Annotated in this window: 14 protein-coding genes and 2 pseudogenes; 15 read left to right on the top strand and 1 reads right to left on the bottom strand. The window is 40.0% G+C overall.

The genetic code is table 11. The annotated features are described in order from the left end of the window. Nucleotides 1-278 precede the first annotated feature (278 nt). The 4 genes and pseudogenes from AM629_RS19190 to nadS all read left to right on the top strand — a co-directional run bounded on the left by AM629_RS19190 (nucleotide 279) and on the right by nadS (nucleotide 1,560). Nucleotides 279-797, top strand: a complete 519-nt coding sequence (locus tag AM629_RS19190) for a sigma-70 family RNA polymerase sigma factor (protein ID WP_054481145.1) — start codon at nucleotides 279-281, stop codon at nucleotides 795-797. A 103-nt stretch (nucleotides 798-900) separates the two neighbouring features. Then, a pseudogene (locus tag AM629_RS19185) lies at nucleotides 901-1,092 on the top strand (glycerophosphodiester phosphodiesterase family protein); the annotation flags it as partial. A 2-nt stretch (nucleotides 1,093-1,094) separates the two neighbouring features. Further along, nucleotides 1,095-1,274: pseudogene (locus AM629_RS19180) on the top strand (type II toxin-antitoxin system RelE/ParE family toxin); the annotation flags it as partial. A 1-nt stretch (nucleotide 1,275) separates the two neighbouring features. After that, the gene (gene nadS, locus AM629_RS19175; protein ID WP_054481137.1) at nucleotides 1,276-1,560 is read left to right on the top strand and encodes a NadS family protein; all 285 of its coding nucleotides are present in this window, start codon (nucleotides 1,276-1,278) and stop codon (nucleotides 1,558-1,560) included. Nucleotides 1,561-1,809: 249 nt separating this feature from the next. Here the strand turns inward: nadS and AM629_RS19170 are convergent, their stop codons facing one another. Continuing rightward, nucleotides 1,810-3,735, bottom strand: coding sequence for a sigma 54-interacting transcriptional regulator (locus tag AM629_RS19170; RefSeq protein ID WP_200905777.1), 1,926 nt, complete (start codon nucleotides 3,733-3,735; stop codon nucleotides 1,810-1,812). Nucleotides 3,736-3,974: 239 nt separating this feature from the next. Here AM629_RS19170 and AM629_RS19165 point away from each other — a divergent pair, with 239 nt between their 5' ends. The 11 genes from AM629_RS19165 (at nucleotide 3,975) to AM629_RS19115 (ending at nucleotide 13,626) form a co-directional block, all read left to right on the top strand. Beyond that, complete coding sequence (locus tag AM629_RS19165; RefSeq protein ID WP_054481132.1) at nucleotides 3,975-4,457, top strand: MSMEG_0572/Sll0783 family nitrogen starvation response protein; 483 nt, start codon at nucleotides 3,975-3,977, stop codon at nucleotides 4,455-4,457. A 25-nt stretch (nucleotides 4,458-4,482) separates the two neighbouring features. Next, complete coding sequence (locus tag AM629_RS19160) at nucleotides 4,483-5,490, top strand: Nit6803 family nitrilase (protein ID WP_054481131.1); 1,008 nt, start codon at nucleotides 4,483-4,485, stop codon at nucleotides 5,488-5,490. A gap of 23 nt (nucleotides 5,491-5,513) precedes the next feature. Continuing rightward, complete coding sequence (locus AM629_RS19155) at nucleotides 5,514-6,593, top strand: MSMEG_0568 family radical SAM protein (protein WP_054481128.1); 1,080 nt, start codon at nucleotides 5,514-5,516, stop codon at nucleotides 6,591-6,593. A gap of 12 nt (nucleotides 6,594-6,605) precedes the next feature. Continuing rightward, complete coding sequence (locus AM629_RS19150; protein ID WP_054481126.1) at nucleotides 6,606-7,154, top strand: MSMEG_0567/Sll0786 family nitrogen starvation N-acetyltransferase; 549 nt, start codon at nucleotides 6,606-6,608, stop codon at nucleotides 7,152-7,154. Then, nucleotides 7,154-8,206: a sll0787 family AIR synthase-like protein gene (locus AM629_RS19145; RefSeq protein ID WP_188093293.1), complete on the top strand. Its 1,053-nt coding sequence runs from the start codon at nucleotides 7,154-7,156 to the stop codon at nucleotides 8,204-8,206. The genes AM629_RS19150 and AM629_RS19145 overlap by 1 nt, the downstream gene beginning before the upstream one ends. Then, entirely contained in the window at nucleotides 8,194-8,484 is a 291-nt protein-coding gene (locus AM629_RS19140; RefSeq protein WP_054481122.1) for an MSMEG_0570 family nitrogen starvation response protein, read from the top strand. The genes AM629_RS19145 and AM629_RS19140 overlap by 13 nt, the downstream gene beginning before the upstream one ends. 12 nt (nucleotides 8,485-8,496) lie before the next feature. Further along, nucleotides 8,497-9,834, top strand: a complete 1,338-nt coding sequence (locus AM629_RS19135; RefSeq protein WP_054481120.1) for an MSMEG_0569 family flavin-dependent oxidoreductase — start codon at nucleotides 8,497-8,499, stop codon at nucleotides 9,832-9,834. A 476-nt stretch (nucleotides 9,835-10,310) separates the two neighbouring features. Next, nucleotides 10,311-11,048 (top strand): class I SAM-dependent DNA methyltransferase, encoded by a 738-nt coding sequence (locus AM629_RS19130; RefSeq protein WP_054481118.1) that lies wholly within the window; start codon nucleotides 10,311-10,313, stop codon nucleotides 11,046-11,048. An 878-nt stretch (nucleotides 11,049-11,926) separates the two neighbouring features. Beyond that, the gene (locus AM629_RS19125) at nucleotides 11,927-12,796 is read left to right on the top strand and encodes a hypothetical protein (protein WP_072161947.1); all 870 of its coding nucleotides are present in this window, start codon (nucleotides 11,927-11,929) and stop codon (nucleotides 12,794-12,796) included. Further along, nucleotides 12,786-13,187 carry a DUF1240 domain-containing protein gene (locus tag AM629_RS19120; RefSeq protein WP_054481116.1) on the top strand — a complete coding sequence of 134 codons (402 nt, stop codon included), beginning with the start codon at nucleotides 12,786-12,788 and terminating at the stop codon, nucleotides 13,185-13,187. The genes AM629_RS19125 and AM629_RS19120 overlap by 11 nt, the downstream gene beginning before the upstream one ends. Before the next feature lie 37 nt (nucleotides 13,188-13,224). Next, entirely contained in the window at nucleotides 13,225-13,626 is a 402-nt protein-coding gene (locus AM629_RS19115) for a DUF1240 domain-containing protein (protein ID WP_054481114.1), read from the top strand. Nucleotides 13,627-13,634: the final 8 nt, after the last annotated feature.

The following is a 13,634-nucleotide window of genomic DNA, read 5'->3' as shown; positions in this document are numbered from 1 at the left end:
GACATCACAGAAAATTTCAACTAAGTTGTCCATAGCCTGTTCCCCCTCGGAGCTGTTTTTGGGTCTGCACCAAAACTTTGCTCCTGGAACAGGCTTCTCGTCAATTTCTTATCCAGAATTCGGGTTAATATTAAATTCAGTGTCTCCCAGAAGTTCTGATTTCTCACCTGATAGTTCCCTCTCTATGAGGGAACGTAACTTGATAACAATAACTTGACAGTCAATGGCTATATAAAAATAATAATCATTATCATTTGTTAAGATTGTTAGAAATCATAATGCCAACGCAGAAAGCCACATCTGAACCTAATAGTTTTACTCATCAATTTTATTCTGAGCATTATGACTGGTTATATAATTGGCTACTCCACAAAGTCCCTTGTCCCTGCCATGCAGAAGATCTAACCCAGGACACTTTCCTGAACATTCTGTCTCGCTCAAACGTATCAAATATCCGTCAGCCACGGCCTTTTCTGACAACCGTGGCCCGCTGCCTGATTGCCAATTATTACCGCCGGAGAAAAATTGAGGAAAACTATTTAGAGTATGTGAGCGCCATACCAGAAACGACTATGCCTTCTACAGAAAGCAAATTTGCTGTATTTGAACAACTTGAAAAATTAGAAATCACTCTTGATAAATTACCAAGCCGGGTAAAAAAAGCTTTTCTGTTAGCACAACTGCAAGGTCTACGTTACAACGAAATCGCTGATCAACTGCAAGTTTCTTCCAGTTCAGTAAAACAGTATTTACAACAAGCACATAACAAATGTAAAAAAATTCAAATTCTCACTTAAAATTTAAAAAAACCGTGTTACATTCAAAATTGATTTCATTAAGAAATTATTTATGGTGTTAATTATTTTAATTTAACTATAACTGGATATTATGGAGAAAATTATGCGACACGGAATTACCGCTACAATCCTACTTTGCTGCTCTGTCAGCGCTTTCGCAACAACACCACAAATTATCGCTCATCGTGCTGGTACGGGTGATGCACCTGAAAATACCGAGTACGCAATTTCCAAATCCCTGGAGAATAAAGCTGACGCTATCTGGATCACTGTTCAGCTTTCAAAAGATGGCATTAAATCAGAATGGCTATAGGTTCACAGGGAAAAAGCGGTAGTGCCAGAGTTATCTATCTTCTAGCGACTGAAGATATTATCTATCTGGTGATGGTTTATCCGAAAAGTAAAAAAGATAGCTTAACGGATGCCGAGAAAGCAGAACTGAAAAAACTAACAAAATTACTAAAAAATGAGGTGTAACATGAGTTTTTTTGACGAGTTGAAAGCATCCCTCGAAGAAGCAGTTGAAATTAAACAAGGTAATAAAGCTGCAGCGCGTGTGACCCAATACAAAGTTGCCGATGTTAAAGCCATCCGTGCTCAACTTAACATTTCACAGGCAGAGATGGCGGAGGCTTTAGGCACTAGCCTTGATACAATTAAAAGCTGGGAGCAGAAGCGTCGAAATCCGACAGGACTAGCGGCAAAAGTGTTAGCTATCATCCAGGACGACCCTAATTTCTATAAGGCTCTGACGACGCATTGATTAGCCGTAGTTTCCTCTTGGCTTTCGATATTGATCCCCAAAATAGTACCGCACCTTAATTTATAAAAAGGTGTTAATACATATATACCCGTATACCCGTTATCTTTCAAGTTGCCTCTTGGTTGACTGCACTCACTTACCCCGGCCACAGAGTTATCTATGCTCCCGGGGATTCGCGCCCTTACCGTCGCGATCCATCTTGAAATCCATTGGGTATAAGGCGCATTTTCCAAACTCAAGATAAGCTTTTTAATAATCAATCCTCAATTTCTTTAAGCGTGAGATCAATGTCGTTGGGTTCATTCCCAACAATTTTGCTGCGCCATCATCACCGAAAATTTTCCCTTTGCATTGTTTAACGGCAAGAGAGAAATTTTTAATTTCCAAGTTTTTTAGTTGTTGCATGGTCAGCACGTCTTCGATTTGTTGAAGTTCATTATGAATATTCCGATGCAGAGCTTCATTTTGCGGTTGATCTTGTTCTAGCAAATATTGAAAGGAAACAGCGCCTTGTTTGGCTGTAATAAGTGCGCGTTCAATGACATTTTGCAGCTCACGAATATTACCAGGCCAGTCATATTGCTGTAGTCCTAAAATATGCTTTTGTGAAAATGGCAGATAATTAATTTTACGCTTGTCACAAATCAACTTCGTAAAGTGTGTAACCAAAAGCGGAATATCTTCTTTACGGTCACGTAAGGCAGGTGAATAAATCGGGAATACATTTAAACGGAAATACAGATCTTCACGAAAGTGTTTGTGTTTAACTTCTTCTTTTAAATTGCGGTTGGTAGCGGCAATAATCCGCACATTCACCTGCCGCGTTTTCTCTTCACCGACCCGCTCAAAGGTGCCTTCCTGCAATACACGCAATAACTTACTTTGTAGCTCGATAGGAATTTCGCCAATTTCATCTAAAAACAGTGTGCCCTGATCTGCCAATTCAAAACGTCCGGCACGATCACGCACAGCCCCAGTAAATGCACCTTTGACATGTCCGAAAAATTCACTTTCAAACAGTTCCGAAGGAATGGCGGCACAGTTGACCCGAATAAGTGGTTGCTGTTTACGGTGACTGGATTGGTGAATAGCCCGAGCAATCAGTTCCTTGCCTGTACCCGATTCACCATAAATCATTACATTAGCATCGGTTGGGGCAACCACCTTGATTTTTTCGATAATCTGTAAAATGGATGCACTACTACCAATAATTTCATGGTATTGATTTTCTTGTAAAATTTCTTCTTGCAGATATTCATTTTGCTGTTCCAGTCGGCTTTTTAAATCTTGCAATTCTTCAAGGGCATGGGTCAGTTGCCTTTCAGTATTCAGCCGATCAGTAATATTGCGGAACACCACTACCGCGCCAATAATTTCTCTGTCACGAATCACAGGGGTACTGGTAAATTCCACTGGAAAACAGCTGCCATCACGACGCCAAAAAATTTCCTGAACACCTTCATGCACAATACCGTCATGTACCGCCGCATAAATCGGGCACTCTTCTACAGAATAGTGTTCGCCATTTTCATGGGTATGGTGATGAATCTGATGGATATTATTACTCAGTACATCTTCAGGTTGCAGCCCCAACATTTTCGCCCCGACAGGGTTAATAAAGGTACACAAGCCTTGTTTGTTGATACTGTAAATACCGTCACCAACTGAACTCAGCAATAAATGCTTGCCTGTATCGGAATCAATAAACAGCTCTTGTAAAACTTGCTGTTCTTTTAAACCTGTGCCGATGACTTCATCAGCATTTTTATTGAGTTGGCGCTGTTCTAAATCTTTGACATCCACCAGCGACCATATCAGCAAGGTTTTATTTTTATAGGGCAATGAAATAGAAGTAATATCCAACTGGATTTTTTCACCATTTTTATCCAAGGTATACAGCTCATTGTTCCAGGCCCGACCTTTTACCAACGCTTCTTCGGTAAATGCCACAAGGTACGGCAGCTGTCTGAAATGACCAAAAATGGAAGTTACCGTTTTTTGAATAATTTCATGACGTTCATATCGTAATAATTGGGTGGCGCTAATATTCACATCAATAAATTGATTCAGGTGTGGATCTAACACAATTAATGCCTGTGGCGCGTGTTCAAACACCAACGGGCGAATCGAATTTTCAGAAACTACCCAGTTCGAAATAAAGTCGGTCGTATTCATACTATGAAATTTCATAATTTAAGCTATGAAATTTCATAATACTACGAAAAACCCTAATTCCCTAGTAGTCCAATTTATCTCCATAAAAAATATTTTTATAAAAATTAAATGATATTTTTCAATGCAATAAGAATTAACTTCCACTCCAAAATACAACTTGGCACAGCTCTCGCATTAATACAGTCAGACTAGACTACATGTTGGTTCATTCCCAAATAACATTGAACTAGGAGTTGGTTATGCCAAAGATCGATATTGAACAATATAAAGACGGCGATTTTCTTGTTGATTATGAGGAAAAAGTGTTTGAGGACGTCAAAGCCCAACCAGGTGAAAAGGCATTGGTGACTTTCCATACCGTTGCATTTGAGGGATCAATTGGACTGCTCAATGTGTTACAGGCAAAGCGTTTATTGCGTAAAGGCTTTGAAACCAAAATCTTGCTTTACGGCCCAGGTGTGCAGTTGGGTGTACAACGCGGTTTTCCAACTTTAGGGGCAGAAGCTTTTCCCGGTCATCTGGCCGTCAATAATCAGTTGAAAGCCTTTATGGCAGAAGGTGGCGAAGTCTATGCTTGTCGTTTTGCGTTGCAAGCGATGTATGGTCAAACCGAAAAAGCGCTTATTCCCGGAATTCGTCCTATTAATCCATTGGATGTGATGGATTTAAGACTGCTGATGCGCCGCGATAATGCCTTAATCATTGATACCTGGACGGCCTAAATAAACATAAACAGGGGATAAGGTTATGAACCGAATAATTAAAGCTGCCGCAGTACAATGTAGCCCAGTGCTTTACAGTCAAGCCGCAACAGTAAAAAAAATCTGTGACATTATTTTAGAGCTTGGAAAACAAGGCGTGCAATTCGCAGTCTTTCCTGAAACCGTCGTGCCTTATTACCCTTATTTCTCCTTTGTACAACCGCCATTTGCCATGGGTAAAGAGCATTTAAAGCTGTTGAATGAATCGGTGGTTGTACCTTCCGAAGCAACCTTAACGATTGGTCAAGCCTGTTTTGAGGCCAACATGGTGGTGTCGATTGGCATTAATGAACGTGCAGGCAGTACGATTTACAACGCGCAACTGTTATTTGATGCTGATGGTTCAATCATTCAGCATCGCCGCAAAATTACCCCAACTTACCATGAACGAATGGTGTGGGGGCAAGGTGATGGCAGCGGTTTACGTGCCATTAATTCTGCGGTGGGACGTATTGGTTCGCTGGCATGTTGGGAACATTACAACCCGTTGGCACGTTTTGCCTTAATGGCAGATGGTGAGCAAATTCATGCCGCTATGTTTCCTGGTTCGTTGGTAGGGCAAGTCTTTGCCGATCAAATCCGCGCCACCATTCAACACCATGCATTAGAGTCCGGCTGTTTTGTGATCAATGCCACCGCATGGCTACATCCTGAACAACAGCAGCAGATTATGCAGGATACTGGCTGTGATATCGGTCCAATTTCGGGAGGATGTTTTACCGCCATTGTCTATCCCGAAGGCAAATTCCTGACTGAACCGGTTACACAAGGGGAAGGTTATTGCATTGCCGATCTGGACTTCAGCCTGATTGATAAACGCAAGCGTATGATGGATTCGATTGGACATTATAGCCGTCCTGAATTGCTCAGCCTATTGATTGATCGTCGTCCAACACAGGTATTACACGAACTGAAAGTTGAAACGTCAGATCAAAGTCATCCCGAAAAGCTCTCAAAACTCAATGAAAAACATGTCGAAACCGTATTGATGTAAACCTAATCGATAGGGGGTTAAAGATGTCTGCAATACAACTATTAACCGATTTGCAATGTAATGGTCTGAAATGGGAAGGCAAGTTTGGCTTGTCCCGTAAAGGCGGCGCTGGACCAAGTGATCATAAAGCGCTGAGCCTTGACGGGCAGACCATGATGATTCCGGTGCTGAACCTTGCAGCACAAGATTCTCCCTATACCGCCAAACCTGAACCGTACTCTGACAAAGTGATTGTCTTTAAAAACCGGATTCCTGTGGCGACCTTAACTGCGCCTGCACGGCCACGTTTTTACGATTTAAAAACCGCAGAAGGCATTGCCTACGAACAAATTGCCACCTTACATAGCCGTGATGTGCTGGCGACAACGGTGTTACAACATTGCATTCGTATGAAGGATAAGGCAACTGCCTGCCAATTTTGCTCGATTGATCAGTCATTAAAAGAGGGGCGAACCTTAATCCGTAAACGCCCGGAACAATTGGCTGAGGTAGCGAAAGCCGCCGTTGAGCTGGATGGCATCAAGCAAATGGTGATCACCACCGGTACGCCAAACACAGGAGATCGTGGCGCCAAGATTTTATATGACTCAGTTAAAGCGATTAAGGCGCAAGTCGAGTTGCCAATACAGGTACAGTGCGAGCCACCTGATGATTTTGCCTGGTTTCAACGTTTAAAAGATGCAGGAGCGGTGTCGATTGGGATGCACCTAGAGGCAGTGAGCGAGCGTGTACGGCAGAAAATTATGCCGGGCAAAGCCGAAGTATCGTTGGAAAAATATTTCGCGGCATTTGAGGCCGCCGTCGCGGTGTTCGGTCGGGGACAGGTTAGTACCTACATTTTGGCTGGTTTGGGCGACACCGAACAGGAAATCGTGGAGATGACCGCCCAACTGACTGAAATTGGCGTGTATCCATTTGTGGTACCGTTTGTGCCGATTCAAGGTACACCATTAGAACATCATCCTAAACCGGCTCAAGCTTTTATGCAGTCGCTTTATCCAAAAATTGGACAACAACTCAAACAACATGGTTTGAACTCAGAAAACACTCAAGCAGGCTGCGCCAAATGTGGCGCTTGCTCTTCGCTGAAAGCGTATGAATAAGGAGAATGTGATATGGAACTTTCTCACTCTCCTTATGAAGGGCTAAAACAATTTCTTAGCGATGACATTGCCATCAAAATAGTGTCGGAAGATTGGGAGCGTCGCCAATATTATCGTTTGCGTGAAATAACCTTTCGCGATGAACAGAAAATCTTGCAAGAAGATCGTGACGAATACGATGTTAAAGCATTAGGTATCGTTGCCATTGAGAAGATGTTTGGTGAGCATGACCGAGTGATTGGTGCAGTACGGATCTTCCCTGATGGCGAACAAACGTGGTATGGCGGGCGTTTATGCGTAGAACCTTTATATCGGCGTCGCCACATCATTGGTAAAGCGTTAATCAATACCGCGGTATCCACCGCCAAAAACTTGGGATGTCGTACTTTCTTAGCCACCGTGCAAAGTCAAAACGAACGCTATTTCCAAAGGTTGTGTTGGGATAGTTTGCATCAGTTGACCGTTGCCAACATTCCGCATGTGTTGATGCAGGCACAGATTGAAAACTATCCGCTACCGCATGTCCCGATACAAGCCTATATGCAGAAGGAGACGCGCTGATGGAACTCAGTCAATTACTCGAAATGTTAAAACAGACACCCGCTATACAGTCTAAGCTGGCGATTGCTAACAGTGTTTCAATCAACACAACTTGCCATGTAAATTCATTGGATAGCTTATATGCCCATCCTGGAGATGACACGGCGGCGCTGTTGCTAAATGGTCAATATATATTGCACGCCTGTGAAGGCATGTTACCCAGTTTTGTGGCTAATCATCCTTATTTTGCAGGATGGTCAGCGGTCATGGCGAATATGAGTGATATTGCTGCAATGGGTGGGCGGGCATTATCAGTAGTGAATAGTTTGTGGCATACCAGTAGCGAACATGCCCAGTTATTAATGCAAGGTATGCAGGATGCTTGTCGTGCTTATGGTGTGCTATTGGTTGGCGGGCATACCCATCTTGGGGTCGTTTATCAGCCCACTTTATCCGTTGCGATTCAAGGTATAGCGCGAAAACTGCTCTCGGTATTACATGTCAAACCACAACAAAAAATTCTGATTGCTTTAAATTTGCAAGGACAATTCCACCCCGAGACCACTTATTGGAAATGCTTTGAGCGTGTGCCTGACCACATTTTACAGTCACAAATTGCCTTATTGCCGCAATTGGCAGAGGCAAATCTGGTTCATGCCGCCCGTGATATTAGCAATGCTGGCATCTTAGGCAGTTTATTGATGCTGCTCGAAGCCACGGCATCAGGGGCACATATTAACCTGGATGCCATGCCTAAACCTGATGATGTGGACTGGTTTAAATGGCTACAAATCTTCCCCAGTTTTGGTTTTCTACTGACTGCCGATGCAAATGAATGTGAAGACATTATCGAACTGTTTCATCGTCAGGGCATTACCTGCGCGGTGATTGGTGAAACCAATGTCAATGGTGTAGTTACCGTACAGCAACAGCAGCAATACGACATATTTTGGGATTTTAACCACCAGGTGTTTACCGGTTTTTGTTATGCCGATGCTTTAAAAAAGTTACCGGCTCAATCCGTACAGATTAAACCTCAAAGTCAGCAGGAGTCTATGTTATGCCCAGTGTGAATTTTACTGTGAAATGGCCTGATGGGAAGTTGACTCAATATTACTCACCCTCAACGGTGATTTATGAATATCTATCTATTGGACAACCTTATCCAAGTACGCAGTTCTTGCATCAAGTTGAAAATGGTCTGCATGCCGCATCGGAAAGGGTACGGGCACGTTATGGCTTTTTCTGTAGTTCGGCCATGGACAATCTGGCGCTGATCAAACGCCAGGCCAAACTCTTCGGGCTAAATCCAGAAGATCAAATTGAAGTGATTGAAATGACGAATCAATGAGAGGGATATTCCATGTTAAGTATCCAAAATCAAATGTTACAGCCCAATTATGATGTGGTGATTGTTGGTGGTGGTCAGGCTGGTTTATGTATCAGTCATTATTTACAAACAGCAGGCATTGACCATGTGATATTGGAAAAAGAATCCGAGTTAACTCATAGCTGGCGTCGTAAACGTTGGGATAATTTTACCTTAGTAACACCGAACTGGCAGTGTTTATTGCCTGAACATCCTTATCAAGGGAACGACCCCGACGGTTTTATGACAAAGCCTGAGATTGTGGCCTATCTTGACGAATTTATTGAAAAAACCCATCCTCCTGCCATTTTAAATATTCAGGTAGAACACGTGAAAAAAGTGGCCGCACATCAGTTTGTCATTAAAACCAATCACGGCACAACCACAGCCAAACAGCTTGTCGTTGCAGCAGGTGGGTATCACACCCCGATTTATCCAAAACTCAGTGATGCCTTGCCAGAGCATGTGAAAGTGATGCATTCGGAAGAATATTTAAATGTAGATCAACTGCCTAAAGGTGCGGTGTTGGTGGTCGGGTCAGGGCAATCCGGTGCACAAATTGCCGAAGATTTACATCTGGCAGGCAAAAAAGTCTATTTATCGACAGGCAATGCCCCACGTTGTGCTCGCTTTTATCGCGGCAAAGATGTAGTGAAATGGCTGTTTGATATGGGTTATTACGAAACGACTGTCAAAAATCATCGTTACCGTGAAGAAGTACGTAACAGTACCAACCACTATGTTACAGGGAGAGACGGTGGGCGTGATATTGACCTGCGTAAATTTGCCTTAGAAGGAATGCAATTGTTCGGACATTTTGATGACTTTAAAGAGGGTCAATTCTGGTTTAAACCTAATTTATCAGAAAACCTAGACAGTGCTGATGACACTTATAATCGCATTAATGCCTCGATTGATGAGTATGTAGAGAAAAACAATATTACTACCGATGAACCTGCCTCGGTGTATCAATCGGTTTGGCAACCTGAGCGGGAAATCACACACATTGATTTAGCAAAAGAAAATATCACTTCGGTGATTTGGTGTATTGGTTTTAGACCAGATTATTCCTGGATTGATTTAGATATTTTTCAAACCAATGGTTATCCAGAACATGACCGTGGTATTACCATTGATCCGGATGTCACGTTTATTGGTTTACCGTGGTTATATACATGGGGTTCTGGACGTTTTCTGGGAATCGATCAGGATGCCGCTTACGTAGTGCAACATATTGAGCAACAAATAAATCAGCAAAATATACATATGCCACCTACGCTGATCAAAGGTGCTAAATCTGAAATCAAAGATAAAAGAATATCTCAAATGTGAAATTCCTAACTTCACCTGACAGAGGATTTTTAAACTCGCCAGGGTGAGTAGAACGGTCAGATCACTCGGGTCATTCTACTCACCCTGAACTTTATCAAGAGCCTGTCTCACCCTGAGGCTGAAAAAGCCGGCACGAAAGAAAGACATGATGGTGCGAATACATTAAAGGACAAAGTATAACGACGGATTATTGGTATTTCTCTATTGTTTAATGCTGAGAATATCGATCATTTCAACAATTAATGATATGACATAATTATTATAAGAATAATAGTTCCCAAAAAAATATCATAAGTGTCTTATATTTATTCCCTGACATTTACCCGAAAATTAACCAATATAAAAATCATATCTAATTCATCACTAATGTATTAACATATAATAAGAAAAAACTTTCAGTAATTATTAAATTCATACTAAATAATACATCTCTTCGACAAATAAAGTACTTTGGCCTTTATCTAAGGATAAAAAACATGAAAAATGACGCTTTATATGACCCTATTGCACATCTTTACGAGAGCTTTTCAGATAGTACTGACCATATCAAAGTAGAAATCAGAACTATGTTCGATCTGGCAGGAGATATACACGGGAAATCAGTATTAGATTTAGCCTGTGGATATGGTCTTTTTAGTCGAGAATACAAAAATCGTGGTGCGTCAAAAGTCATTGGAGTCGATATATCAGAGAACATGATAGCCATTGCGAAAAGCAAATCACAACAATACGGTGACGACATCGAATTTCACGTAAGAAATGTCTGCAAGATGGAGTCATTTGGCAAATTTGACATAGTCAATGCAGCCTGGTTATTCTGCCATGCAGAATCTCTTGAAGACCTTGAAACTATGTTTCGTGTTATTGCCGAGCATCTCAAGCCTTCCGGTAAACTAATTGCGTATACCTTTGAACCTGATTGTCAATTAGAAAAAGTTAATTATGAGAATTATGGTATAAAAATTCTGAGTAAAGAGCCCGTGAAAGACACAACTTTCGTGAGAGCTGAATTTCTTACCACACCACCCAGCCCTTTCACTATGTATCATTGGAGTCGTGAGCAATATCAAACAGCGATCCAAAAAGCGGGGTTCAAACAATTTAGATGGCAAAAACCCATGCTATTAAAAAGCGATATTGAGGCTCATCCCCAAGGTTTTTGGGATGATTTTCAACGAAATTGCCTTGATACAGCTCTTATTTGTCAATTTTAACCAGATAATCCCCTGATCTGCGGTCTTTCCTACACAAATCCCCCGATTGAAAATCGAGGGATTTTTTTGAATTTCCCTCTTCCCACCAGACAACTCTTCCAGACCTCCAACCTGACCATTTAAAAGCGTGAATATACCTGTTATCTTTCAAGTTGCCTCTTTGTTAGCTGCACTCACTCACCCCGGTCACATAGTTATCTATGCTCCCGGGGATTCGCTCCCTTGCCGTCGCGATCCATCTTGAAATCTATTGGGTATATAAAGAGATTAAAACTTTCATATGAACAGGCTAATTTAATTCAAAAAATGAAATTTTCAAACAAATAGTAAATTATGTTTAATATAAATTAATTAAACATTAAAAAAGAATTGAAAATAAATCAGCAAGAAAAAAATACAATATAAATAGATTCATATTAAAATATTTTCTCGCCGTTATTTTACGAAGCAAACCACGATGATTATACTTAATAAAAAGCAACCCTTTCTTTCCGAAAAAAGGATAAATAAGTAGATAAATAGCTTTAATACCGGGGTTCCTTTCTAAAGCACTGAGGCTTTTATTTACCTGTTCGAGTTAATCGTTTTGTTTGTCTGAAAGGGTTGGGAAAACAGAATTTAAAGCATTTTATTTTATCATTTTCATACTTATATATTCATTCTCACCTCATCAGGTTAAATCAGATTTAGATGGGAGGCTTTGCTCTGTTACTCAGTTTTAAGCATGATAAAAGCCTAAGCCTGTAAAGGGTTTGAGTTATTATATAATCGATGTGGCTTTTTTTTACACAATGATGTTATACTCAAATTGGAAACTCCATCCGTTAAATACCGATGTGACAATTTTTGATTTTAAGAATATTAAAGGAAGTTTCACGATGACACATAAAAGATATAGGCCCTCTTGGGAGGGTTATATGGGGGACTTTCTAACAGGTAATGTTGGAATTAATCAATTTAGGGATCAACATCAGTTCTTTGATACGATTGATCTTGAGAAACAGTTAAACGAGAATACAACATATATTGCACTGCTATCCTTAGAAGAAGCGAAAAATGTTTTAGAGGATATTGATTCGCCAAAACCCAAAAGCCCATTTATGAAGAAAGTGTTTTCGGTTGCCGATCCCATATCACCCTATGCAGGTAATATACGCGATGCTTTTGACTTTACAAATGTAGTAAGAGAATTTAAAAGATTAGGAATTAAAGCCACAGAGTATGTTGGTAAACATGGGCAAAAATATATTAAAATTTCAGGTCATGCGGGGCTTAGAAAAATCATCACGGCTTCAAGATACAGCGCTTCTAATATGAAGATTATATCTATGGGGATAGGGCAACAAGGAATAAATAGTGGCATAGTTAAGGGAGTTAAATTCAATATCTTATTCTCCGCAGCTTATCGGGCGGTTGAATACATCTTTAAGGATGAATACACACTGGCTGATTTCTTAGGCAATATTGCAGTAGATCTGGCTAAGGCGGCAGTAGGGGCTTTTGCTTCTTGGGTTATTGGGACTTTTGCAGCAACTGCATTTGCTACTGGTGCTAGCGTAATTGTTGTGGCTGGTATTATGCTTTTAGTAGGTGTTGCAACAGTATCTATACTTGATTCATTAGATAAAAAATTTAAACTTAGTGAAACTGTGATTAATTTGATTAAAAAAGAAATAGAGAGAAAACCAAGAACACCAGAAGCTAATTTCAATCAATTTCTTCATAACTGGATGAATTATGGTAAATAAAAAAAAGATCATGCATATTATAGGTGCTTTTTCTATTTTTATTTTATCGTCATGTGCTTTCTTTTTGGCAGGGGAAAATTTAATTTCTTTAGTTAAAATGGATGATAAAATAATATTCTCAGGTCCTGTTTTTATAATATTTTTTTCTTTTCCTCTGATTTCATATAGCATGATTTTTGTTATTTTCTTTAATATAACTGACCGTTGTCCAAAATATCATGATGATTTTATTAACTGTTTTGGGATGATAACTATCATCTCATTTTTTTCGAGTTTTCCCCTATCTTTTTATGTGGATTACAAATTAAAAAGTGAGAATTATTTTGTATGTAAAAGAATATCCTGGGCGTCACCTAATACCTATGTAAAAAACATTAAACTATGTGATTAATATTATTGTGTTTAATTTCTGCATAACTGGAGGGGTTATGATAAATAAAAAAAAGATTGTACATATCATCGGCGCTTTTACTATTTTTACTTTAACGTTATTTACTTTATTTTCGACAGGGGAAAATTTAACTTCCTTAATTAAAATGGATGATAAAATAATATTCTCAGGTCCTGTTTTTATAATATTCTTTTCTTTTCCCCTGCTTTCATATAGCATGATTTTTGTTATTTACTTTAATATAACTGGCCGTTGCCCAAAATATCACGATAATTTTATTAAATGTTTTGGGATGATAACTGTCATCTCATTTTTTTCGAGTTTCCCCCTATCTTTTTATGTGGATTACAAATTAAAAAGTGAGAATTATTTGGTATGTAAAAGAATATCCTGGGCGTCACCTAATACCTATGTAAAAAACATTAAGCTATGTGATTAATATTATTG

The sequence above is a fragment of the Photorhabdus heterorhabditis genome (assembly GCF_001280945.1).
GTDB lineage: Bacteria > Pseudomonadota > Gammaproteobacteria > Enterobacterales > Enterobacteriaceae > Photorhabdus > Photorhabdus heterorhabditis.
The sequence above is the reverse complement of the archived record's forward strand: the minus strand, read 5'-3'. Positions and strand labels throughout refer to the sequence as shown.

Bases quoted from the DNA above. Each gene is read 5' to 3' on its own strand.
- AM629_RS19190 (WP_054481145.1), top strand. From the start codon at position 279: ATGCCAACGCAGAAAGCCACATCTGAACCTAATAGTTTTACTCATCAA.
- AM629_RS19125 (WP_072161947.1), top strand. From the start codon at position 11,927: ATGACACATAAAAGATATAGGCCCTCTTGGGAGGGTTATATGGGGGAC.
- AM629_RS19135 (WP_054481120.1), top strand. From the start codon at position 8,497: ATGTTAAGTATCCAAAATCAAATGTTACAGCCCAATTATGATGTGGTG.
- AM629_RS19155 (WP_054481128.1), top strand. From the start codon at position 5,514: ATGTCTGCAATACAACTATTAACCGATTTGCAATGTAATGGTCTGAAA.
- AM629_RS19170 (WP_200905777.1), bottom strand. From the start codon at position 3,735: ATGAATACGACCGACTTTATTTCGAACTGGGTAGTTTCTGAAAATTCG.
- AM629_RS19145 (WP_188093293.1), top strand. From the start codon at position 7,154: ATGGAACTCAGTCAATTACTCGAAATGTTAAAACAGACACCCGCTATA.
- AM629_RS19140 (WP_054481122.1), top strand. From the start codon at position 8,194: ATGCCCAGTGTGAATTTTACTGTGAAATGGCCTGATGGGAAGTTGACT.
- AM629_RS19150 (WP_054481126.1), top strand. From the start codon at position 6,606: ATGGAACTTTCTCACTCTCCTTATGAAGGGCTAAAACAATTTCTTAGC.
- AM629_RS19165 (WP_054481132.1), top strand. From the start codon at position 3,975: ATGCCAAAGATCGATATTGAACAATATAAAGACGGCGATTTTCTTGTT.
- nadS (WP_054481137.1), top strand. From the start codon at position 1,276: ATGAGTTTTTTTGACGAGTTGAAAGCATCCCTCGAAGAAGCAGTTGAA.
- AM629_RS19120 (WP_054481116.1), top strand. From the start codon at position 12,786: ATGGTAAATAAAAAAAAGATCATGCATATTATAGGTGCTTTTTCTATT.
- AM629_RS19160 (WP_054481131.1), top strand. From the start codon at position 4,483: ATGAACCGAATAATTAAAGCTGCCGCAGTACAATGTAGCCCAGTGCTT.
- AM629_RS19130 (WP_054481118.1), top strand. From the start codon at position 10,311: ATGAAAAATGACGCTTTATATGACCCTATTGCACATCTTTACGAGAGC.
- AM629_RS19115 (WP_054481114.1), top strand. From the start codon at position 13,225: ATGATAAATAAAAAAAAGATTGTACATATCATCGGCGCTTTTACTATT.